Source organism: Blastocatellia bacterium (genome assembly GCA_016713405.1).
Lineage (GTDB): Bacteria > Acidobacteriota > Blastocatellia > Chloracidobacteriales > JADJPF01 > JADJPF01.
Genome location: JADJPF010000020.1, coordinates 241763 through 264427, shown reverse-complemented (window position 1 = coordinate 264427; position 22665 = coordinate 241763). Strand labels below are relative to the sequence as shown.

At 34.2% G+C, this 22665-nt stretch carries 19 protein-coding genes and 4 pseudogenes; 11 read left to right on the top strand and 12 right to left on the bottom strand.

Annotation, left to right across the window (positions count from 1 at the left end; all coding sequences use genetic code 11):
• The first annotated feature begins 138 nt into the window (after positions 1–138).
• Both IPK14_19525 and IPK14_19520 read left to right on the top strand, forming a co-directional pair.
• A complete protein-coding gene (locus IPK14_19525) occupies positions 139–1134 on the top strand; it encodes a hypothetical protein (GenBank protein MBK7995484.1) in 996 nt (331 codons plus the stop codon).
• Positions 1135–1226: 92 nt separating this feature from the next.
• A complete protein-coding gene (locus tag IPK14_19520) occupies positions 1227–2591 on the top strand; it encodes a cytochrome P450 (GenBank protein ID MBK7995483.1) in 1365 nt (454 codons plus the stop codon).
• Positions 2592–2671: 80 nt separating this feature from the next.
• On the opposite strand, the gene IPK14_19515 is transcribed toward IPK14_19520, so the two are convergent.
• The 3 genes from IPK14_19515 to IPK14_19505 all read right to left on the bottom strand — a co-directional run bounded on the left by IPK14_19515 (position 2672) and on the right by IPK14_19505 (position 6342).
• Positions 2672–5191, bottom strand: a complete 2520-nt coding sequence (locus tag IPK14_19515; protein MBK7995482.1) for a U32 family peptidase — start codon at positions 5189–5191, stop codon at positions 2672–2674.
• 143 nt (positions 5192–5334) lie between these two features.
• Positions 5335–5721, bottom strand: a complete 387-nt coding sequence (locus IPK14_19510; GenBank protein ID MBK7995481.1) for a DoxX family protein — start codon at positions 5719–5721, stop codon at positions 5335–5337.
• Between the two features lie 45 nt (positions 5722–5766).
• Positions 5767–6342, bottom strand: coding sequence for a DUF1990 domain-containing protein (locus IPK14_19505; GenBank protein ID MBK7995480.1), 576 nt, complete (start codon positions 6340–6342; stop codon positions 5767–5769).
• 85 nt (positions 6343–6427) lie between these two features.
• On the opposite strand from IPK14_19505, the gene IPK14_19500 reads away from it, so the two are divergent.
• A complete protein-coding gene (locus tag IPK14_19500; protein ID MBK7995479.1) occupies positions 6428–8134 on the top strand; it encodes a hypothetical protein in 1707 nt (568 codons plus the stop codon).
• Positions 8135–8141: 7 nt separating this feature from the next.
• On the opposite strand, the gene IPK14_19495 is transcribed toward IPK14_19500, so the two are convergent.
• On the bottom strand, positions 8142–10280 hold the full coding sequence (locus IPK14_19495; GenBank protein ID MBK7995478.1) for a serine/threonine protein kinase: 2139 nt from the start codon (positions 10278–10280) through the stop codon (positions 8142–8144).
• Positions 10258–10848, bottom strand: a complete 591-nt coding sequence (locus IPK14_19490) for a sigma-70 family RNA polymerase sigma factor (protein ID MBK7995477.1) — start codon at positions 10846–10848, stop codon at positions 10258–10260. Before IPK14_19490 ends, IPK14_19495 begins: the two co-directional genes overlap by 23 nt.
• Before the next feature lie 126 nt (positions 10849–10974).
• On the opposite strand from IPK14_19490, the gene IPK14_19485 reads away from it, so the two are divergent.
• The 6 genes and pseudogenes from IPK14_19485 (at position 10975) to IPK14_19460 (ending at position 17406) form a co-directional block, all read left to right on the top strand.
• Positions 10975–11955: an NAD(P)H-quinone oxidoreductase gene (locus tag IPK14_19485; protein ID MBK7995476.1), complete on the top strand. Its 981-nt coding sequence runs from the start codon at positions 10975–10977 to the stop codon at positions 11953–11955.
• Between the two features lie 610 nt (positions 11956–12565).
• A complete protein-coding gene (locus IPK14_19480; protein MBK7995475.1) occupies positions 12566–13423 on the top strand; it encodes a zinc metalloprotease in 858 nt (285 codons plus the stop codon).
• Positions 13424–13818: 395 nt separating this feature from the next.
• A pseudogene (locus tag IPK14_19475) lies at positions 13819–14734 on the top strand (ABC transporter ATP-binding protein).
• On the top strand, positions 14734–15594 hold the full coding sequence (locus tag IPK14_19470; GenBank protein MBK7995474.1) for a hypothetical protein: 861 nt from the start codon (positions 14734–14736) through the stop codon (positions 15592–15594). Before IPK14_19475 ends, IPK14_19470 begins: the two are co-directional and overlap by 1 nt.
• A 13-nt stretch (positions 15595–15607) precedes the next feature.
• Entirely contained in the window at positions 15608–16534 is a 927-nt protein-coding gene (locus tag IPK14_19465; protein MBK7995473.1) for an ABC transporter ATP-binding protein, read from the top strand.
• Between the two features lie 5 nt (positions 16535–16539).
• Positions 16540–17406: a hypothetical protein gene (locus IPK14_19460; protein ID MBK7995472.1), complete on the top strand. Its 867-nt coding sequence runs from the start codon at positions 16540–16542 to the stop codon at positions 17404–17406.
• Between the two features lie 107 nt (positions 17407–17513).
• Here the strand turns inward: IPK14_19460 and IPK14_19455 are convergent, their stop codons facing one another.
• The 6 genes and pseudogenes from IPK14_19455 to IPK14_19430 all read right to left on the bottom strand — a co-directional run bounded on the left by IPK14_19455 (position 17514) and on the right by IPK14_19430 (position 20973).
• On the bottom strand, positions 17514–17972 hold the full coding sequence (locus IPK14_19455) for a hypothetical protein (GenBank protein MBK7995471.1): 459 nt from the start codon (positions 17970–17972) through the stop codon (positions 17514–17516).
• Between the two features lie 11 nt (positions 17973–17983).
• A complete protein-coding gene (locus IPK14_19450; protein ID MBK7995470.1) occupies positions 17984–18517 on the bottom strand; it encodes an MFS transporter in 534 nt (177 codons plus the stop codon).
• Between the two features lie 494 nt (positions 18518–19011).
• Positions 19012–20014, bottom strand: a pseudogene (locus IPK14_19445) (epimerase).
• A gap of 30 nt (positions 20015–20044) precedes the next feature.
• The gene (locus IPK14_19440) at positions 20045–20194 is read right to left on the bottom strand and encodes a twin-arginine translocation signal domain-containing protein (protein MBK7995469.1); all 150 of its coding nucleotides are present in this window, start codon (positions 20192–20194) and stop codon (positions 20045–20047) included.
• Positions 20195–20392: 198 nt separating this feature from the next.
• A complete protein-coding gene (locus IPK14_19435; protein ID MBK7995468.1) occupies positions 20393–20587 on the bottom strand; it encodes a hypothetical protein in 195 nt (64 codons plus the stop codon).
• Positions 20588–20818: 231 nt separating this feature from the next.
• A pseudogene (locus IPK14_19430) lies at positions 20819–20973 on the bottom strand (hypothetical protein).
• Between the two features lie 718 nt (positions 20974–21691).
• Here IPK14_19430 and IPK14_19425 point away from each other — a divergent pair.
• Complete coding sequence (locus IPK14_19425; GenBank protein ID MBK7995467.1) at positions 21692–21937, top strand: hypothetical protein; 246 nt, start codon at positions 21692–21694, stop codon at positions 21935–21937.
• A 283-nt stretch (positions 21938–22220) separates the two neighbouring features.
• A pseudogene (locus IPK14_19420) lies at positions 22221–22436 on the top strand (transcriptional repressor).
• Between the two features lie 107 nt (positions 22437–22543).
• Here IPK14_19420 and IPK14_19415 read toward each other — a convergent pair.
• Complete coding sequence (locus IPK14_19415; protein MBK7995466.1) at positions 22544–22612, bottom strand: hypothetical protein; 69 nt, start codon at positions 22610–22612, stop codon at positions 22544–22546.
• Positions 22613–22665: the final 53 nt, after the last annotated feature.

Here is a 22665-nt window from a genome sequence, read left to right as displayed (position 1 = left end):
TTATTTAATTTGTTTAATTAAACATTTATTAAACAAACAAAAAATAAATAAGTAGTCCAAAGATAGCTAGATTCATAAAAGACAACTTGCTAAGATCAGCTTTTGACACTCAAAAACTTAACTAGAGGTTAGCTAAATATGTCTCCAGGAATGAAATTTCGGCGCAGTTGCAACAGTTGTAACACTACATTTTTTGCCGAAGATCGAAAAGCTCCTTATTGTCCCAAATGTGCTAAAAAAAAGGCTGCTGTCCCTATTGAAGCACCAAAACCAATAAATAAACCTAGCTCTTTTCCTGCTACCAACCAAAATAAGCCTTTTGTTAAACCTAACTCTACATCTACAACAAAACAATCATTTTCTGTTCAAAAAAAATTTATTAAACCTAAGTCCAAACCCCGTTTAGCAAGGCAACCTAAAACAGGAATCTTAACTGATGAATTAAGGGAAAAAATTATTGCGGCTTATCACCAATATAAAATTACTATTGACTCACCAAAAAAATTACATTCTCAAATATCGCAAGAACTTTGGGTTAAGCCTAAACTAGTAGCAGATACCATAACACAATTACGTAAGCAGGAAAAAGCTAGTCAAGAACATTGCTCTTTATCTGAAAAAGATAGAGAAAGAGTTTTAGAGCTTTACTTAAAACTAATTAATGAAAATATTCGTCCTGTAGAAGGTCGTCGTAACCATATTGCTAATCAACTTTCTTTGCCACATCAAGAAGTTATTTTGGCTGTTAGAGAATGGTCAAACCAAATTATGGGACAACTTAGCCGCGAACAGCTATTTTTAATCGAAAAAGAATACTGGGATATTATCACTAATGAAAATAATCATAGATTTTCTGACTTACCCAAAGTTATTTCCGAAAGATTAAAATTTGCTTCACATCAACAAGTTTTTCGCTGGTTAGATCAACTACATGATAATACTAAATTAATTAAAGTGCCTGATTTGCCTTTAGAACAGCAACAACAGCTTATAGAAGCTTATCAGCAATATTTATCTCAAAGCACTCCCCCAGAAAAAGCATTGCATACAACTCTTTCTAAGGTTTTTGGGGTAAAACCTCTTCAAGTGCATAAAACTTTATGTGATTATCGTTGTCAAAAAAAGCCATTGTAAAATAATAATAAAACCTGAAGTAGAAAATAATTTTCTACTTCATCCCCTCCTTAAAATTTTTAATAAATTTTAGTAAAAAGGAGAAAAATATTGTGTTACCACCATTAGTTGATCTTCCCTTACCACTTGCAACATATAGGATGATTAAAACGCCTTATGACCTGCTAACAGAGTGTCATAAGCAATATGGAGATATTTTCCGCTTACGTGTTTTAGCTGGAGAATTTGTCTTTATTTCTGACCTAGATGTAATTAAAGATATTTTTTCCAAGCATTCAAAAAAAGTTAATACAGGTGAAACCGTACTGTTTTTAGAGCCATTTGTAGGGCAACATTCGCTTCTGCTCTTAGATGGCCCAGAACATGCTAGACACCGCAAATTATTAACTCCTCCCTTTCATGGCGAAAAGATGCGAATGTTTGCCGACCTAATGCGCACTTCTGCTCACAATATGGTAGACCGATGGAAACAAGGTCATACAATAATGATGCGTCAAGAAATGCAAGAAATTACACTTAAGGTAATAGTCAAGAGTGTTTTTGGGGAGGAAATAGCCCGGCGTACACCAGAAATTGTTGAAATGGTACGAGGAATACTTCATATTCCAACGCTTCTTACTTTTATTCCATTTCTACGGCTTAATTTAGGCAAATGGAGTCCCTGGGGAAAATTCCTAGAGTGGCGCAATAAGTTAGACAAACTAGTTTATCAAGAAATAGCTAATCGTCGTGCTAATCCTCATAAAGAGCCAACAGATGTTTTAGATATGATGTTACTTTCTACAGATGAGCAAGGTAACTTAATGACAGATAAAGAGATCCGTGATGAGTGCCTTACCCTTTTATTTGCTGGGCATGAGACTACTGCATTATCTTTAACTTGGATGTTTATTCCCTTACTTAAAAATCCTCATGTAGTAAAAAAACTAAGAGAAGAAATTCAGCTAGTTACAGGCGGCGGGCCAGTAACAGCCGACATGGTGCCAAAGCTTACTTACCTAGATGCTACTATAAAAGAAAGTATGCGGGTTAATAATCTTTTTCCAATTGTCGCACGCAAAGTTATTGAACCAATTGAATTAAAAGGCTATGAAATACCTGTTGGAGTCACCTTAGCACCTTGTAATATTATTGTTCATCATCTTGAATCACTTTATCCTCAACCACTGGAATTTCGACCAGAACGGTTTTTAACCGAACCTCATCAACAACATCCATATAGCTGGTTTCCTTTTGGTGGTGGAAATCGCCGCTGTATTGGGATGGCTTTTGCTCAGTTTGAAATGAAGGTTATTTTAGCTAGTATTTTACCTAGAGTAGAGTTAGAACTTATAGCAGGACAAGATTTTCGTGCTAAACGTATGGGACTAGCTCTAGCTCCTCCAACAGGCGTTAAAGTCAAGGTTTTATCTGTTAAGCCTGCTCCAAGTGAAGTAATGGAGCTAAGTTTAAGCTAATAAGCTTAAGTTTCTGTAGGTGTTAATTCAAGGACAAAAACAATTAACACCTACAATAAACTACTCTATAAAACCTTGAATTATAACAATGGCAAACTACGATAGCCATTAGCAACAAATAAGCTACCTTGCGTAATTTTACCAGAAGTTATTTTTTGTAACTTTTTATTTAGCTCTTGAGTAGAAATTTTCCCAGCTAAAGCATCTTGAAAAACATTTGTAATTTGTTTTACTTCGCTAGCTTTTTCATGAACAAATTCCAGTCGAAAATGCTTAATTCCTACCTTTAGCCATTTATCTAAATGAAGGCTAGCTTCTTGAGCTTCAGCACCAAAAACCGTATTACGACAACCTACATCAGCTATAACAGGATGAACACGTCCGCTTAAATCTTTTAATCCAATTTGATGAGTCTCACAAGGTTTGCCACAATCTTTGTAGCTTGTACCACTAGAAAGAAACCGACAAAAAACACAGTGTTCTGTGTGAAAAACTGGTAAATGTTGGTAGGCAACAACTTCTATTTTCTCGCCCCCAAGACCTTTTGCTAAGTTTGCAATTTGTTCACCGTTAAGATCATGTGTAGGTGTAAGTCGTGTTAGCCCTAAATTAAGTAAAATATCAGCAGAAACTAAATTAGCAGCATTTAAGCTAAAGTCTCCTACTAACTTTGGATGTGTTTTTCCTTGTAATTGTTGAAGTAAACCAGCAGCACGAACTAAAATTTCACAGTCTAGCTTAAGTAAAAAATCTAGGATTTTTTCTTCTCCTGGCTTAAAAATTCTTGGGCTAGCAACTCTTACAGTAATATTGCTTGCTTGGACTTTTTCTATGGCTGGTCGTAGTCCATATAAATCTAAGTAATCTAAGGTGATAGTGGCTGGTTGTAGTTTAATAGCAGCGTCTAATTGTTCAGGTGTACGAACCAACAAATGTAAAAAAGTGCTGGTTTCTTCAGCTAAAAAAGTTGGTTTTATTTGCTTGGAAACTCTTTCTAATGTTGAAACTGGCTCAAGAGTAGCAAGGATTTTTTTCTGTCCTTGAAGTTCTGTTAGTTTAGCTACAGCCTGACGACGCAAATCATTTAATAAAGAGCTTGGGATAAATGGACTGCCTGCTTGATCTAGCTTAACTTCATTTAATTTATACGGTGTATTACCTAGTCTTGATAATTGTTCGCTAATAAACTCTTGGGTTAAATTGTAATTTTCTGCTTGGGTTAAAATCTCAGATGAAGTTACTGTAACTTGAATATTTGGTTTATTTACAAGCTGCCAAGTAATTTCTAAATGTTCGCCTATAGAAGCTTTAACAACAATATTTAAGGGTTGTTTAGCAACAGCCGTTTTAGCTTGGGTAAAAGGTTTAGCTATTTTTTCTATTTCTGGGTCATCTGTTCGCCAAACCAAATCGCCTACACGAATGCGAGTAAAATTAACCGTATTTTTACCAAAATTTAGTTCTGTTTGTCCATTTTTTAGAGTTATTACTTGATAAACTCGTCCGCCTTCTTCCGCTTCTTGAGGACTAGACCAATTAGCAGCATCAAAAACTAGCCCATCCCCTGCTTTTAAGGGCGAATGCTCAAGATTTTTTCCTATCTTAATAGTTACTTTATCAGACAGAATTTTTGTTACTTTTCCTACAAATACACCTCGATGACGTGGCGAACGACCATTGACTACAGTTTGATGATTAGTGCCAGAAATAAAATATGGCCCAAGTCCGCGTGAATAAACTTGCTCTAGCTGTAACTCTGTTTTTTTAGTTAAACTTGATGGTAAGTTTTGGTAAGCTTTGTCTACTGCTTTACGGTAAGCTTGAGTAGTTAAAGCTACATAATTTTCATCTTTGTAGCGACCTTCAATCTTTAATGCTGAAATTCCAACTTTAATAATTTCTGGAATTTGGTGAAGCGTGTATAAATCGCCGGGTGAAAGCAAATAGCGAGCATCTCCTAGAGGTTTAACTTGGTTATCTACAATCATTTCATAAGGTAAGCGACAAGCTTGCGCACATTGTCCCCTATTAGCACTACGTCCACCCCAGGCTTCAGAAGAAAAACATTGACCTGAATAAGAAACACATAACGCACCATGAACAAAAATTTCTAGCTCACAGTCGGTTTGACTGCGGATTTCTTGAACTTCGGCTAAAGATAATTCCCGTGCTAGGACTACTCGGCTAATTCCAAAGCTTTGTGCTAGCTCAACTCCTGCCGCATTGGTAATGCTCATTTGTGTGCTACCGTGTAGCTCTAATTCTGGTGCAATTTCGTGAGCAAGTTTAGCAATGCCAAGATCTTGAACAATTATTGCGTCTACATTTGACTCAGCAATTGCAACAAGGGTTTTTGTTGCTTCTTTTAATTCATGGTCAAAAATTAATGTATTAAAAGTAACATAGCCTTTAACCCCTCGTAGATGGAGTTTTTGCATCACTTCAGGTAATTCTTCTAGTGAAAAGCCAACCTTTGCCCTAGCAGTAAAATGTTTTAACCCAAAATAAACAGCATCGGCTCCGGCTTCAATTGCTGCTTGTAGTTGAGGCCAATAACCGGCAGGACTCATTATTTCAGGCTTAGAGATTTGTTTTGTCATAAAGCTTCTATAAAAGAGTTGAAAAATTAAAATTACAGGAATTTTTTATTTTACTTTGCTAAAAACTAATAAGAAACCTTTGTCTGCTAAATCTATGATTAATCTAAGTGCTTGGATAAAAACTATTTATGAAATTATCAGATTTATTTTTCTGTAGAAGCTACCAATAAAAAGCACAAAATAAGCAATACGCTATATTCCATTCCTCCAACAGTGTAGCCAACTACAAACCATCCCCTAGCAGCATGTACTAGTATAATACCCATAAATAATTGTATGATAAAGGCGGCACATATCCACTTTTTGAAATAATTAAATGCTAAAGTTGGCCCGCCTAGAATTTCAAAAACCGTTATGCCCCAGGCTAGCGTAACTCCAAGAGGAAATCCTTTGCTAGTAAGAAACCCTCCAAAGTCATCTACTGTACCTGCATAAATTCTTATACATCCATGTGCTGTCATCATTAGACTTATTGAAACCTGTAAAACCTTAAGCCATTGCTGAGTTGATAAAAATGGAAATTGTTTCATTGAAATTTACCTTATTTTCTTAAAATTTTAAGAAGTATTTATATTCTAATCAGTTACAGCTTTTAGCATAGCTTGTTTTGAATCCTCAGCAAACTTTTTTTGAAACATTCGGCAAACTGGATAACCAAGTTTAACTATAAAATAGTTGGGGCGGGAAAAAGCTAGTAAACCATAGTAAACACTATTAGTTGTATGATCCCATTCAACAGAAAATCGTTCTTCACCTGATTCAGCATGCGCTGGCAAAGTACCGTAGGCAAAACCAAATTTATCTACTTCTCCATATTCTTCTAATGTATAAACAATCCTACAAGCATTTAACGACCAAAAACCTAAAGTATTAGCTAGCACAGCAACTACTTGATCTGTTTCTATTGGTGTATTATCCCAACAAATTTCTACCCAAGGAAAATCATACATTTTCCAATTTAACAAAGCTATTTTTGCTTTTTCAAATACAGCTTTTCCTGTACCTAACTTAATGCGATTACGATCCACTACATAACCTGTTGGAGGTTGCTGACGTGTAGCTTTAAGGTCTTTATAGGTATAGTTTTTATTTTTTTGTGAAAAAATAAATTTATTAATTACTTCTACAGACGGTTTACTTAGAAAAAACATATACATCTTTCTTGGTACAATATTAGGATCATATTTTAAGCTATGATATTATAAATGGCATATTTTTAGGAGACTTAAAACCAAATTGTTACAAGAAGATAGCTCAACATTAATAATACTTTTAGTCTTATTTTTATTAGCATTTATACTACCACTTAACAAAAAACACTTTAAGAATTTAGAAACACTATTTCACAAAATAGCACTAAAAAAATATCTAGTTATTTTAGCTATTGGAGTAATAACATTTTTAAGTAACTTAGCTGTTGCTAAAAGTTTTTACTGGCCTATTCCTGCTGTAAATGATGAATTTGGCTACTTACTACTTAGTGATACTTTTTGCCAAGGCAGACTTACAAATCCTGTCCATCCAATGTGGATACATTTTGAAGCCTTTCATATTACTAAAGAACCTACACGCACTGCTAAATTTCCACCTGGTCAAGGCATAGCCTTAGCCATTGGACAAAAATTAACAGGATATCCAATTGCTGGTGTATGGCTTTCTATGTCCTTAGCTGTTATGGCTTTGTGTTGGATGTTACAAGCATGGTTGCCGCCTCGTTGGGCATTTTTTGGTGCTTTATTATTTATCCTTAAAATAAGCATCTTTACTTATTGGAGTCAAAGTTTTTGGGGAGGTGCTGTTGCAACTCTTGGAGGTGCATTAGTTTTTGGTGCATTACGTAGAATTATTAAAAAACCTGCTATTAATAACTCATTATTTTTTGTTCTAGGTTTAGCTATATTAGCTAATAGCCGTCCTTATGAAGGTTTTATAATTAGTTTATGTGCTGTAGTATGTTTATCAATTTGGTTGATTAAGAAAAAATCTTTTCCAACTAGTTTGTTACTCAAACAAATTGTTCTACCCATATTACTTTCAATGCTTTTGCTTGTAGTAACAATGGGATACTACAATTGGGTAGTTACTGGTAAAGCTTGGCTTATGCCACATCAGCTTTATGAATCAGCTTATAATAACTATCCTCTTTTTATATGGCTAAAACCTAGAAATAAGCTAATAGAATATAACAACAAAGAATTTGAGCAAGTCCATACTATTTGGTTTTCAAAACATTTTAATTCTAATTTTGATCCACCATATAATTTTCTTAGATTATCTGTAAATAAAATAATCTTTTTAGCAAAGTTTTTTTTAGATTATATAACAGGTTTTTTCTTACTATTTTTATTCTTTCTAGTAAAAAACAAATGGACTCGTTTTGCTTTTGTAAGTCTTTTAATTTTGCTATTAGGAATTTTGCAAATAGCTTTTGTTGTATTGCCGCACTATATAGCACCTGGGGTTTGTTTGTTATATTTTCTAATAATCCAAGGCATGCGTTATGTTTATGTTTGGTCTTGGCGTACTAGAGCAACGGGAAAGCTTTTGGTTTGGTTTGTGCCTGTTTATTATGTTTGTTTAATTTTTTATTTAATTTCAGTTGGAGTAAACCCAAGCACAATTTTTGGTTATTATCCAACTGGTATTGCTCGCTATGAAAAATCGCATTGGTCATTTACTCGTGAAAGCTTAATTTCAGAATTAAACAAATTAGAAAAAAAATCTCTAATTATTGTCAAATATCGTCAACATAATATTCATGAAGAATGGATTTATAATGAGGCTGATATTGATAACGCAAAAGTGGTTTGGGCTAGAAGTTTAAGCCCAGAAAAAGATTGTCAATTAATTAAGTACTTTAGCGACCGTGAAATATGGATTGTAGAAATAAGCTCAACAGTTGATTCTATTAGAAAAGCAGATTTATCTAGGCTATGTCCCTAAAAATCAATTATTTAGTTTCTAGCATAATTTTGTATTGCTTAACTATTTCCTCAAACGTTTCTCCACGAGACTGACGGGCTTTTAAGTAAAACAATGAATAATAAATGCAAAGTATTGGAGCAATTATAGATGTCACCAAAGCTGTTGCATAAAATCCCATGCTTCCTGCTGCAATGGACATAAAAACATCTAAATTATCTGGTTTATTACTAAGGATTTTATGTAATGCCCAAATTAAAGTAGTGCAAAGAACTGTTAAATCCATCAAAGTTACAAGTAAAAATGTATTAATTATGGTTTTGCTGTTTTTAATTTGATTAAATAGCACTCTTGACCGTTCAATAGCTTCTTTATTTGGTAAATTCTCTATAGCTACTATTGGTGCATAAAAAGCATACTGAGAAAAAACCTTAATTCCCCAGTATATTGAAAAACAAAATGCTGCTAAAAATAAGGTTAAAAATATCCCTTCTATATTAAATCTGTCTGCTAAATTAATAATTATTCCTACAATAATAAAAGCTAGTGGTATTGCTAGTAACTTAGTTAATGGTATTGCCAAATCAAAAATTCTTTTTCTTAAAAATATAAAAAGTGAGCCTGATGATAACGTATTATTATCAAGCATTTGTACTACTGTAGGTGTTATTATACATCCCGTTATTAAATTGATAAAAAATATTGCTGGAACAGAAAAACCACTCATAGTAAGAAATAAAAATATTGGATCTATTGGAAGCCATTTCCAAAAAGGTAATATTAAAAAAAGACATCCTGTAAGTATTGTTAAAATAAAAGGTAAAAAACTAATTAAAGAAATTGTTAAAAGTTCTAAGAAATTGTTACTATAGAGTGAAATAGCTTGACGTATTATTGCAATTTCTCCTTGAGAATTAGCTTTAAGTGCTGTTGCAAATGCAGTCGCGCTTTTAGGTCTGTCTGCTGGATTTTTGGATAACGCCATCATTATTGAGTCAATTACTGGAATAGGAATATCTTTTCTATTAACTACTGGTGGAGGCATATTTGTATGTTTATCAATTAATTGGTGAAGATCCCCATTAAAAGGAACTTCTCCTGTTAGCATTTGATAAGTAATGATACCAATACTATAACCATCTGATCTAATATCTAAAGATTTCCCATGACATTGCTCAGGTGACATATAAAGTGGTGTTCCAAGTACCATACCAACACGAGTTAACCAAACAGGAACGGTTTTAGGGTCAACATTTCCATGTGTTGCCGGATTAGGCATATTACCTATATTAGTAATATTAGTATTAGGGATAAGCTGATAAAGTGTGCTTTGGTCTTCACTAGTAGCAGCACGGTTAATATTAGATATTAAAGATTTTATTGAGCTAGGGTATTTTTCTATAATCTCAAGACGTTCTAATAAAGATAGTTGGGTATTTTGAAAATTAGGTAGGTCTCTAAGTTTAGCTAGGCCAAAATCCAGCACTTTTACATTATAGCCTCCACGTCCATTAGGCTCTAACCAAATATTGTCAGGTTTTAAGTCTCGGTGAATTATTCCACTTTCATGTGCTGCTTCTACAGCTAAACAAATTTGCTCAACAATATCAACTATTAAATCTAGAGATAGTTTTTTATTTTCCTTTAATAAACTTCCTAAGGTAGAGCCACTAAGATATTCCATTACTAAATAGGCTAATTTATCACTAGATAGTTGTGCAAAACCAAAGTCAGTAACATTAACAACATTTGGATGACGAAGCCGTCCTGTAGCTTCAGCCTCACGCTTAAAGCGTTCTACAAACTCGCTATAACCCATATATTGAGGAGCAATAATTTTAATTGCTACAGCGCGGCCCGTACCTAAATGAGTAGCCAAGTAAACTGCCCCCATTCCACCTTGACCAAGTTGTTTTTCTATTCGGTATTTGTTATCAATTATTTGACCAATTAAAGATTCTAGCGACCAAAGATTATTATTTAGAATAGGTGAATCTTTTAGAAAACCAATATCTTGAGCTTCTTCAGAAAAAGCAAGCAGTGATTCTACTTCTTGGCGGAGGGTTGGGTCTTCGGCACAAATTTGATTTAAGTAATTCAACCTTTCATGTGTAGGTTGAGCAATCGCTGTATGAAAGATTTCTTCAATTTTTTGCCATTTTTCCATTGTCTTCCCCTTTTTTAATTGCACGATATAGCCAAGCTCTAGCTAATGTCCAATCCCGTTTTGCTGTTGCTAGAGAAATCCCTAAAACTTCAGCAGTTTCCTCTAGGGTTAGTCCAGCAAAAAACCATAGCTCAATTAAACGGCTTTTGCGCGAATCTGTTAGAGCTAATTTGTCTAAGGCTTCATCTAAGGCTATTAAATCTAAATCTTTGGTATTTGCTAGTCCAATAGCCTCATTAAGACTTACTTTTATAGTATATCCACCACGTTTTGCAGCATGTTGATCCCGTGCATAATTAATTAAAATCCGCCGCATCATTTGCGCAGCAATAGCAAAAAAATGAGCGCGATTTTGCCATTGAACTTGCTTTTGATCTATAAGGCGTAAATATGCTTCATTAACTAATGCAGTAGCTTGAATAGTATGGTTAGGACGTTCACGACGTAAATAACGTGAAGCAAGTAAATGTAACTCCTGGTAAATCATAGGTAGTAATTTTTCTAATGCACTCTTATCTCCACCATTCCAGTCAATTAATAATTGGGTTACATTTTTGCTACCAATCATTGAAAAATCTCCTGACCTAAGTTTAAGTGTTTAAGTTATATTTTTCCTTCAATTAAGTAACGCACAAAAAAAGATAGAAAAAGCTCAAGAAAAATCCTTTTATTTGTTTTTATAGGAGAAACCAAAATGAAAGCAATATTGATTAATGAAATTACTAGAGAATTATATATTGATAAAGTAGTTAAACCTACAATTAAATCTGATGAAATTTTAGTTAAAATTCAAGCTACAGCATTAAATCGAGCCGATTTGCTACAAAAAAGGGGTCTTTATCCTCCACCCCCTGGAGCATCTCCAATATTAGGTCTTGAAATGGCTGGAACTGTTGTAGAGGTTGGAAATGAAGTAAATGATTATAAAATTGGTGATAGAGTTTTTTCATTGTTATCAGGCGGAGGTTATGCAGAATATATAAATCTTCCAGCTAAAATGGCTATGTTAATACCTGAAAATCTTTCTTTTGAGCAAGCTGCTGCTATTCCTGAAGCTTTTTTAACCGCTTATCAAGCTTTATGCTGGTTAGGAGATTTGAAAGCACAGGAAAAAGTGTTAATTCATGCTGGTGCAAGTGGTGTTGGTAGTGCAGCAATTCAAATAGTCCGGGAGTTTGGAGCTAGAGCATTTGTAACTGTTGGAACAGAAAAAAAACAACAGCTTTGCCAATTATTAGGTGCTGAATTAGCAATTAACTATAGAGAGCAATCTTTTTTAGAAAAAATATTCCAAGTAACTGAAAACAAAGGGGTAAATATTATTTTGGATTGTGTTGGAGTTAACTATTGGCAAAGCAATATTAACTCTTTAGCCTTAGATGGCAGGTTAATAATTATTGCCTCAATGAGTGGCTCACTAGTTGAAAAAGTTAATCTAGCCGAAATCTTAAAACGACGGCTGCAAATTATAGGTACAACTCTAAGAAACCGTTCTTTGGAATATAAAATTAGACTTACTCAAGAATTTGCTGAATTTGCTTTATCTCGCTTTTTTAACAATCAACTAACACCTGTTATTGACCAAATTTTTCCTTGGCAAGAAGTCAATCAAGCTCATCAATATCTGGAAAATAACTTAAATGCAGGAAAAATTGTTCTACAAATAACTAAATAAATAACTTTCACAAAAAGTAGTTGTAAAGCTATTTACTATTAAACAAAACTGTAAAGTTATTTGACATGATAAATATAAGCTTTACACTCCTATAACTAGTAATTAATACAAGATATTAGATAATATACAACTGTTAGGGTGCATACTTGCTATACGTTCTTATTAATAACAAATAAAAGAGCTTTTAATATCCTTATTTAGCACATTAAATAAGTTATTAAACTTCTATTAAGAAGTAGTTAAGAAATAGTTAAGAAATAAGTCAAAAATAAAATAATTTTAGTTTTCTAACTTCTAATTATAGGTCTAACTTATTGATTAAATGTAAGTTACTGGTTCAAGTGATATCTCGACCAAGTAATAATTTTGTAGCTATATTACTAGTTTTATAAAAAATTTGTGGCACGGATGTTGATATAGATAAAGGCACAAATCAAATTAAATCAAAAATAAAACAAGCATATTAGAAAGGGAAATCAAAATGACAAAATTTAGAGTAATGGCAATTCTTATGGCAGTAATCTTAACAGGAGCTTTCTTCTTAACAAACAACAGTCAAGCAACCCCAAATGCACAAGGCCCAAGCCTAGATAATCAACCTTCTGTTGAAATGCAAGATCCTACAGAAAATGTGCCGTTCCTAATTGGCGGTGTTGAATTTGTAAACCAAAGAGCATTTATTGAAAGTGGCCGTCGTTGTGGTTCACATATGTCTGCCGAAAAAATGCAAGCAGCCGAAAAAGATTTCCAAACCAAATTTGCAGCTTTAGTAGAAGCTAATGGTGGAATAGCTCCACAAGCACCAAGAACATTTAATGTCTACTGGCATACAATTACTAGTTCAACTGGTGCTGGTGCTGTAACTGCTACTCAAATTCAAAATCAAATCAATGTATTAAATGCTGCTTTTGCTTCAACAGGTTTTTCTTTTAATTTAGTTAGCACTGACACTACAGCAAATAGCACTTGGTATACAGCAGGCCCAGGAACAACTGCTCAAACACAAATGAAAAATGCTCTACGTATAGGTGGAAAAGCTGACCTTAACATTTATTGCAACAATATTGGTGGCGGATTATTAGGATATGCAACTTTCCCATCTAGCTACAACAGCAACCCTAAAGATGATGGTGTAGTATTATTAAACGCATCATTACCAGGTGGAACTGCAGCACCATATAACCTAGGTGATACAGGAACTCACGAAGTTGGTCACTGGGTTGGTTTATTCCACACTTTCCAAGGTGGTTGTTCTAAGAATGCAACAAGCGGTGGTGATGCAGTAGCAGACACACCAGCAGAACAAAGCCCAGCTTATGGTTGTCCTACTGGTCGTAATTCTTGCAAGAGCATTGCAGGCAATGATCCTATAACCAATTTTATGGATTATACTGATGATTCTTGTATGAACAACTTCACCACTGGTCAAACTACTAGAATGAATGCTCAATGTACTACCTTTAGATAAATAAGTTACTCTAAATACATTCAAAAATAAAAGGCAGATTTAAAAATCTGCCTTTTTATTTTTATTTAGTAACCAAATTATAACAAACCTTATTGAAACACGGCGAACTATTCTATTTTCAATTAGTTATCCTTAAGTTGGCGCATACAAGTCTAAAGACTTAGGCTACAATTACCTTGTAGCTTTGGTACTCAAGATTTAAGATTTTACTAAACCACTCAGGTTAGGCTGTATTAAGTAATAATTTAACTTTACTCTGATTTTAGAGAATAATAAAAAAGCTATTTTTGGTTGTAAAACTAAATTTCAAAAAATTTTTCAAAGTTTAGTTAATATTTAAGAAACTTAACCGTTATAGAGTTATTGCATTATTAAAATTTTGTGAAAGCCAATCTATGCAACCTATTATTGATTTGGATAATTTAAGCGTCACTCTAGGAAAACGTCCCATCCTAAAAAATCTCCAAGTTCAACTTACAGGCCGTGCAATTGGACTTCTTGGCCCAAATGGTGCTGGTAAAACTACGCTAATTCATACACTTCTAGGGTTTTACCCGATAAATCAAGGAAGTGCTAGGATTTTTGGAGAAGATATCCGAGTTGCAGTAAAAAAAATACGTAGCCTAATTGGTTATATGCCTGAAAGAGACTCATTTATTGCGGGAATGAGTTGTGTAAATTTTGTCAAAATGATGGGAGAACTTTCTGGACTACCCCCAATATTGCACTTGAACGCGCTCATGAAGCATTGTTTTTGTAGGTTTAGGTGAGGCCCGCTACCGATCAATTGACACTTACTCGCTAGGAATGAAGCAATTAGCAAAACTGGCTCAAGCCATTGTACATGGGCCTAAGTTACTAATCCTAGACGAGCCAACTAATGGACTTGACCCACCAACCCGCCAACGAATGCTAAAATTAATCCGTGACATCCGAGATACAAATCAAGTAAATATCTTGCTTTCTTCTCATTTACTTAAAGATGTAGAAGAATCTTGTGAAGAAATTTTAATTCTAAAAGATGGACGTGTTGCTGTGTATTGTGATTTAGAAGCAGAGCGAAAATCTAACCGAAAGTTTTTAGAAATGGAAACCGTAGGCAATAATTTAGCTTTTGCTGAGTCTGTCGCTGAACTTGGTTGCGAATATGCTTTAGTAGGTGAAAAACGAATTAAAGTAATTCTTCAAGATGGTGTAGAAGTAACGCACCTTTATCAAATGGCAGAAAAACATCAACTACAAATTCGCCGATTAAACTTTAAGCGTGATTCACTAGAAGATATCTTCCTCAAAGCTATGGAGGAAAAATAATGGCAGTATTTGAACAAAAATATCAACCTTACACAGGAGAAACAACCCCTAGTTGGTCAAGATTCTTAATTCTCCCTCGCTATGCCTATCAAGAAATTTTTCAATCCCGACTTTTCCTAGCAATGTTTGTAGTCTCCTTTGTTTATCCATTAGGCTCAATGCTAGTTCTTTATCTTCACCATAACGCCGCAGCACTAGAAATGCTTAGAATTCCTCTTAAAGAAGTTATTCCTATAGATTTAGACTTTTTCTACTATTTTGTTGTTGTACAAAGCACTTTTGGCTTTTTTCTAACAATGTTAATTGGCCCTCCGCTTGTTGCCCAAGATGTTAGCAATAATGGTCTAGCACTTTATTTATGTCGCCCTTTTTCGCGCTTTGATTATGTGTTAGGGAAAATGTTGACTTTAATTATACTTCTTTCTCTAATAACCTGGATTCCAGGAATGTTACTATTTTTTCTACAAACTTACTTAGAGGGATCTGTTTGGTTAATAGAAAACATTCGTATTGCTGGAGCAATTTTGCTAGGTAGTTGGATATGGATTATAGTTTTAGCTTTAATTTCTCAAGCTATTTCTGCTTGGGTAAAATGGCGTATAGCTGCAACAGGCGCGTTACTTGGCATTTTCTTTATTCCAAATGCAGTTGCTGCTGTAATAAAAGAAATTTTTGAAACTCCTTGGATGTATATTTTTAGCACTCGTTCATTAATGCGCACTATTTGGGCAGACCTCTTTAATCATTCAATTCGTGCAGAACTTCCAATCTGGTCAGCATGGACAGCATTAATTGTAATTGCAGCAGTTTGCTGTTTTCTTTTATTTAAGAAAGTAAAAGCTTACGAAATAATAAGTTAGGAGACTATTATTTATGATTATTTTTGAAGATGTCTCCAAGTTTTATGGTGAGATTTTAGGCGTTAATAAAATTAATCTTTCAATTTCTCGTGGAATTACTAGTTTAGTTGGCCCTAATGGTTCAGGCAAAACTACCTTGATGAATTTAATGTCTGGACTACTTCAACCAACACAAGGTAGCATTAGTGTGTTAGGTATTAGCCCAAACCGACCAGAAAAATTATTCCGCAAACTTGGCTATTGTGCGCAATTTGACTCTTTTCCTCGCGCAATTACTGGTCGCAACTTTATTCAATCTTTTCTGGAAATTAGCGGTTACACCCGTCAAGAAGCAACGGATCTAACTAACAAAGCTTTAACTAGAGTAAATCTAGTGGATGCAGCTAGTCGCAAAGTAGACAGCTATAGCAAAGGTATGCGTCAACGTATTAGACTTGCTCAAGCAATTGCTCATAATCCAGAAGTTTTAGTCTTAGACGAGCCGCTTAATGGACTTGATCCAATGGCACGCGCTGAAGTTATCGCGCTATTTCGTGATCTATCTGCCCAAGGAATGTATTTGATTGTTTCTAGCCATATTTTGCATGAAGTTGATATGATGTCGGATAGAGTTGTATTAATTAATAATGGCTATATTGTTGCTGATGGAGACACTCGCGGGGTACGTAGCGAAATGCAGGAACACCCACTACAAATTTTAATCCGCTGTGATCGTCCATCAATACTAGCAGCAAAGGTTTTCCAGCAAGACCATATAGTTGAAGCACGACTTCACAAAGACCGACAAGGACTATTTATTAAAACTATTCATCCTGAAGAGTTTTACTTGGTCTTCAATAAAATAGTTTTGGAAGAACAACTAAAGATAGAATCTATTCACCCTGTAGACGATGACTTAAATGCTGTCTACCAATATTTAATAGGGTCTGAAGGGAGCTAAGAAAAATGAGTTCTAAAGTAGAAGTTTATGCTAGTGAAGTTGAGAAAGAAACGCCGTCCTGGGGTCTATGGGGTCGTCAAATTTGGGCAATTTTTCGTAGCGAGTTAAAAAAGAATATTTTTAACCGTAGGGCTATTTTCTTCTATTTTTTGGCTTTATTTCCTGTACTGCTTTTTAGCACTTTTCTTTTTGTCCCTTTTAATAAAAAAAATATGGGCAATCAAATATTTTTTAATCAAATATTTGCCCAAGTCTTTGAAGCACTTAGTTTAAGAGTCGTTCTATTTTTTGGTTGTAGTTGGCTATTTATTAATCTTTTTCGTTCTGAAGTTATGGACAAAAGCCTTCACTACTATTTTTTAACTCCTGTCCGACGAGAACTTTTAGTAGTAGCAAAATATTTTTCTGCTGTAGTAATTTCTAGTGCATTATTTAGCGCAGTTACAGCAATTTCCTTATTTTTTATCTACACTCATCTAGGCTATAAATCAGGAATGCAATATTTTTTTGAAGGCCCAGGACTTAGCCAAGCTCTAGCTTACCTTGGAATTACTGTTTTAGGCTGTATTGGTTATGGAGCAATATTTTTGCTTTTTGGGCTATTTTTCCGTAATCCAATTATTCCAGCAGTATTTTTATATGGTTGGGAAATGATTAATTTTTTACTTCCACCAATACTAAAAAAATTATCTATTATTTTTTATTTGCAATCACTAACGCCAATAAAATTATCTGTTGGCCCTTATGCAATTATTGCTGAACCTGCATCACCTTGGATTGCAATCCCTAGTATGCTGCTTTTAACTACTTTTGTATTAATTGTTGCTTGTCTAAAGGTTCGTAAAATGGAAATTAGCTATGGTAATGAATAATAGCTACTAAATACAATCATACATAGGGTTAAAATTCTAGACTACAAATATGTCGCCCCGTTGGGGTTTTAAGAGATAAAGCCTCAGAAAACTTAGTTTACTCTGTACTAAATATTACTTTTTGCTAGGTTTTTTGCTAGCTGTGATTGTTTCCAGCCTAGCCATAAACCTAGCATTAGCCATAAGATAGAAATTGGAACACCCACCCAAGCAATACCTGTTAAACCTAGTCCTACCCAAGCTAGTAGTGCGTTTGACCAAGCACCTACTTGATCACCTGTTCGATAAATAAAAGTGTCTATAAAATTTTTTGCCTTGTACTTATCTTCACGCTGCACAACGGTAAAAAGCACCTCTCTAACAGTCCCAGAAATTGCATAATTGCTACTACGTCGCATTACTTGAAAGCCTGCAAAAATTGGAACCATTGGCATAAGAGCCAAACCTGTAAAACCTAAAACGCTTAAAGTCGGCACTAAAATTAGAGCTAAACCAATGCCAAAACGCTGAATAAATCGGCCTGTAAAAAAAAATTGAGCTAAAACTGTTAGAGAATTTACTAGCAAGTCAAGTTTAGCTAAAAAGCTTGTCTATCTCCTCGTGATTGAAATTCTGTTGCAACAATATGTGTTTGTTGAAAATAAAGAAATGTTGACCCAATGGTAAAAAGCAAAATATAGCAGCAAATGCCTAACAAATAAGTGGATTTAGCTGTGTGGCTAATTCCTGCTAAAACATTGCCCCCTATTGGTTGTTTAGTAAATTTTGGATCATCCTCTGATTTGCTAGAATCTTCTTCTAAGTCAGAAGTTTTTTGAAAATTTGTAGGGAAAATTTGAACACAAAATAAGCCTAATAATAAAAGCAATAATGAAATTAAAAATAAATTTACAGTATTAATTCTTGTAGCTAAAAAAGCTGTTAATAATGATCCAAATAATGATCCAAGCGTTCCACCACCAGCAATAAAGCCAAAAAGCCTTTTGCCTTGAGAAAAACTAAAAATATCTGCCATAAATGCCCAAAAAATAGACACTACAAAGAGATTAAAAACACTAATCCAAACAAAGAAAACACATCCAACCCAAAAGCTTTTTTTCTGGTAAAACACTAAAAAGCAAATAAAAAATAACTATATTAGTTGTAAAAAACAGATAAGTATAAGTAATAAATTTCTTTACAGGAAACTTGGTTACTAAGCTTGAAAAAATAGGACTAGCTACTAATGTAGCTACTAATGTTCCTGTAAATAACCAAGTTAAATTTCCAATACCATTAGCCGCGCCAATTTCATCTCGAATTGGCCTTAAAATAAAATAACTACTTAGAAGAAAGAAAAAATATCCACAAGCAAGCAGTAAGGGTTTAATTTCTTCTTGGGTGACATTAACTATTTTTTGTAAAATACTAGTAAAAGCACTTGGTTTGTCTATTTTATCTATGGCTGATATTTCAGCTATTTCTGTTCCATAAGTTTTGTATTTGTGATTGATTAGTTTTTAACAAGAAAAGTGGCTATACATATAATTAATCAAGTAATGTTGACTTAAGTAATATGTATAGCCATCAAAGCTACTAAATGTGATGTTTTAGGTTAGGAGAAGGCTACTTTTTATCATTTCGAGTATTCCAGGCTAGTAATACCTCGGTTTCTCGTTTTGGGTCTATTCCTGAACGGAGTTTAGCTTTTCTATCTGCTGGCAATGCCTTAAACCAATCTAGCGTATCTTTAGCAGTAACAGCTAGAGGACGAAAAGTTAGACCCTTGTTTATAGCTTTAGAAATATTTACTTGTGCAAAGCCTTTATATTCACCAATTGGAGACCCAAACAGGCATATCCGACCAAGGTTGAACTTTATGTTGTTCTAAAAATTGGCATCAACCCAAGTAAATTTAACATCTGCTGTGGTTACTGCCTTAATACCATAAAGCATTTCAGCTATAGAAAGCTTTGTTTTAGGCCCAACAGCGTTATAAATACCTACATTTCCATCCTCAACCATTCTAATGCACCATTCGCCCAAATCACGAGCATCAACAATTTGGACTGGATCAGTAGGATCGCCTGGAGCAAGAATTTCTCCACCTCTATCAATTCTTAGGGGCCAATAAGAAAATCTGTCTGAATAGTCGCCTGGGCCAACTATTAAACCTGGGCGAATGATGGTAGTCCGACCCGGAAACCATTTTTCGGCCTCAGCTTCAGACATTGCTTTTAGCGGGCCATAGTTTGGCAGAACATTTTTTTCTGGTTCAGGATCTTTTGTAGTAGCAAGCTCAGCAGTTTCATCCATCCCCACTTTACTAGCATCAGCATAAACAGAAATAGTAGAGATAAATACATACTGCTTAGTAGAATTTTTTAACACAGCAACAACATCTCTCACCCAAGAAGGCTTTGTTGTAGGATTATCAATTACTACATCCCATTCTCGCCCTTGAAGTGATTTTAAGTCTCCTGTATTGCGATCCCCTTGGAGATGTTCAACTTGAAATAGATCAGGTCTCGTTTTACCACGATTAAATAAAGTAACTTTATGCCCACGATCTAAAGCATATTGAACTTGATAAGGGCCCCTGTAAGCCTGTTCCACCAAGAATTAAAATTTTAACGACTTTACATTGGTTTTTGTCCTCTTACTTGAGATTCTGTTTTTGTAGGTTGACTTGGACTAACAGTTTTATTTGTTGGCTAGCTTCTTGTCCTAGAGATGATTTTGCTCCAACAATAGCAGCACCTCCAGCAAGAACAGAATTTCTTAAGAAATTACGCCTAGTGTGTGACATAAATCTTCCTTCTTAGATTTTAAAGTAACTATATTTAACATAATTAGCAGTTACTATGCCAAAACATATTTATTTTGTTTAATTTATTGTAATTACTAGCTTTAGCATTTTTCTAACTAATTAGATAAATTAGTTAGTTTTTTGAAGTGTCCGTTTTTGAAAATTTCTTTTCCCATTATTAGTAAAGCTAACAAAACGCTAGTGTTTTTTCTCAAACTTAAATGGCAAAGAAACTAGTTTGACCAAATCTTCAGCTATTTCTGAGTGTCTTGTGTTATTGCTAGCTAAAATTCCATTATAAATATTTACTTCCTTGGCTGTGTAATCTATTGGCGAGCCAGTAAAATCTGTTACTTTACCGCCAGCACTGCTTAAATAGCGTCTGGTGCGCATAAATCCCAAAGTTTATAGCAGCGATGGGCTAAACATAAGCCCGCATCAAAGCACTAGAAATTAAACCCAGCTTGATTCTCCGCTACCTGAAATAATTTCTTGTGTAATTCCAAAGTGTTTTAAGCATATCTGCTAGTTTACCGCCTCTATGAGAACGGCTAACAACTGTTCGCATTTTCTGCAAAATTATTTATATCTGAAACCTTTAAGATTTTTCTTGCCCAGAGTGATTTAAGTAAGATTCTTGGCGTGTTCCCCACTCAAAAGCGGTTTTCTGTAGGTTGATAGACGGCCAGCAACAGCTTGTTTTTTTACTACCAGTCCAATCATTACAGAAAATTCCCCGTTGTGCTAAAAAATTCTTTTGTCCCATCTAATGGGTCAATTAGCCAAAATCGTTCTGACTTAAGACGCTCTTACACTATCTGGGTGATTCTTCTGAGACTAATAAATCCTGTGGAAACTCCTTAGCTAATTCTTTAAGAATAAACTCACTTATAGCTTGATCAGAGGCAATAGTAACAGGCTCATCCCTGGTTTTTGGTTAACTGTTGGATCCCTAGAATAATACTCTAGTAAAAGCTTTCCCGCCTCTAAAGCAATTTTTAAGCAATTTTAGCTTCATTAATAAAATTTTCATAAAACACCCTGCTTTTGTGTAAGTTAAAACTTGGAGAATATAGCTATTTTTTCTCTTTTGAATAGAGAAGTAAAGAATTTAGTTTATAGCTTAGCTAGTTTTACTAGTAAATTAAATAGTATTGTAGGCAATCTTAGTGCACTTAAAATCAACTAACTTCAAGACTTGCAAAATTTGGTTTAATTTAGTAGTATCGAGTTTACACGAAAATTCAATTTATGGGTTTTTATTCTAGGAGGTAAGTCATCGTTGGATTATTTTAACGCTCGGTTTAATTTTAAGTCTCAGTCTTCCTGTTTTTGCCCAAGGATCTAAAACTTTAACTAATGATGATTTTACATCTGGACAACGTTCTGATGCTAAAACAACAGAAGAAAAAGATAAAGAAAAAGAATTAGCTGCTAAAGATAAACCTAATCCAACTTATTACACTAAAACCTATAGCGACTTATCAGAAAAAACGTATGGCGGAAAGCAAAATTCAGCTTTATCAAAGCCGAATTAATGAAGCCCAACAACGTGCTTTACAAGGTCGTTCAAATAATGGCAACAGAGTAGGAAACCCTTATTACACAGATCCAGAAACAAAAAGAATTCTTGAAGAAGCACAAAGAGAAATGCAAAAAGCACAAGAAGATTTGCAAAAATCAGGTGCAGCACTACAAGAATTACAACGAGATGCTAGAACTAAAGGTGTGTCAATTAAGTAATATTTACTAAAAATATTTAGAGTAACAAAGCCACTAGAAAATTAAATTTATTCTCTAGTGGCTTTATTGCTTAGTATCAATGCTTTAAAGATTAATTTTTATTTTAACCTATTGAAATTAATTATTTTGCAATCTTGCAAAATGTCTCTTGACTTAAATTTTAGAACTATTCTAATATCAAATTTATGAAATACCAACTTACTTCGCATCGCAAAACAGTTTTTGATGTAGTAAAAGCTAGTATGGATCACCCTACAGCGCGACAAGTCTTTGATCGTGCAATACAAAATCTCCACGTCTTAGCTTTGCTACAGTTTATAACTCACTTAAGTACTTATCTGATCATGGTTTAATTAAACAAGTTTCTTTTGGTGAAGATTATGTTCGTTATGATGGTATGTTAAGCCGACATGACCATTTATTTTGCCGCAATTGCCACCAAGTAACAGATTTAATGGATTTAACAATTCCATCAACTAGCAATTTTCGCTACCTTTAGGATTTAAGGTAGAAGAGGTTTCCTTTAAAATAACTGGTTTATGTCAGAATTGCCAAAACTTGATATTCTTGAAGAGCAGCTTGCTTAAGTCATTTTATTTATCGTAATTACTTGCTAGGCTCAAAATGTATCGTTATTGCTACGCGGCCAAATTGGTCTTTGAGTTTTCTTTCTATTTGTTCTGTTACTTCATGAGCTTTCTAAACTTTCTGGCATAACAATTATAACC

Excerpts from the sequence above, each read along its gene's own strand:
- IPK14_19525 (MBK7995484.1), top strand. The coding sequence starts at position 139 with ATGTCTCCAGGAATGAAATTTCGGCGCAGTTGCAACAGTTGTAACACT.
- IPK14_19515 (MBK7995482.1), bottom strand. The coding sequence starts at position 5,191 with ATGACAAAACAAATCTCTAAGCCTGAAATAATGAGTCCTGCCGGTTAT.
- IPK14_19510 (MBK7995481.1), bottom strand. The coding sequence starts at position 5,721 with ATGAAACAATTTCCATTTTTATCAACTCAGCAATGGCTTAAGGTTTTA.
- IPK14_19505 (MBK7995480.1), bottom strand. The coding sequence starts at position 6,342 with ATGTTTTTTCTAAGTAAACCGTCTGTAGAAGTAATTAATAAATTTATT.
- IPK14_19495 (MBK7995478.1), bottom strand. The coding sequence starts at position 10,280 with ATGGAAAAATGGCAAAAAATTGAAGAAATCTTTCATACAGCGATTGCT.
- IPK14_19490 (MBK7995477.1), bottom strand. The coding sequence starts at position 10,848 with ATGATTGGTAGCAAAAATGTAACCCAATTATTAATTGACTGGAATGGT.
- IPK14_19485 (MBK7995476.1), top strand. The coding sequence starts at position 10,975 with ATGAAAGCAATATTGATTAATGAAATTACTAGAGAATTATATATTGAT.
- IPK14_19480 (MBK7995475.1), top strand. The coding sequence starts at position 12,566 with ATGCAAGATCCTACAGAAAATGTGCCGTTCCTAATTGGCGGTGTTGAA.
- IPK14_19470 (MBK7995474.1), top strand. The coding sequence starts at position 14,734 with ATGGCAGTATTTGAACAAAAATATCAACCTTACACAGGAGAAACAACC.
- IPK14_19465 (MBK7995473.1), top strand. The coding sequence starts at position 15,608 with ATGATTATTTTTGAAGATGTCTCCAAGTTTTATGGTGAGATTTTAGGC.
- IPK14_19460 (MBK7995472.1), top strand. The coding sequence starts at position 16,540 with ATGAGTTCTAAAGTAGAAGTTTATGCTAGTGAAGTTGAGAAAGAAACG.
- IPK14_19440 (MBK7995469.1), bottom strand. The coding sequence starts at position 20,194 with ATGTCACACACTAGGCGTAATTTCTTAAGAAATTCTGTTCTTGCTGGA.
- IPK14_19435 (MBK7995468.1), bottom strand. The coding sequence starts at position 20,587 with ATGCGCACCAGACGCTATTTAAGCAGTGCTGGCGGTAAAGTAACAGAT.
- IPK14_19425 (MBK7995467.1), top strand. The coding sequence starts at position 21,692 with ATGGCGGAAAGCAAAATTCAGCTTTATCAAAGCCGAATTAATGAAGCC.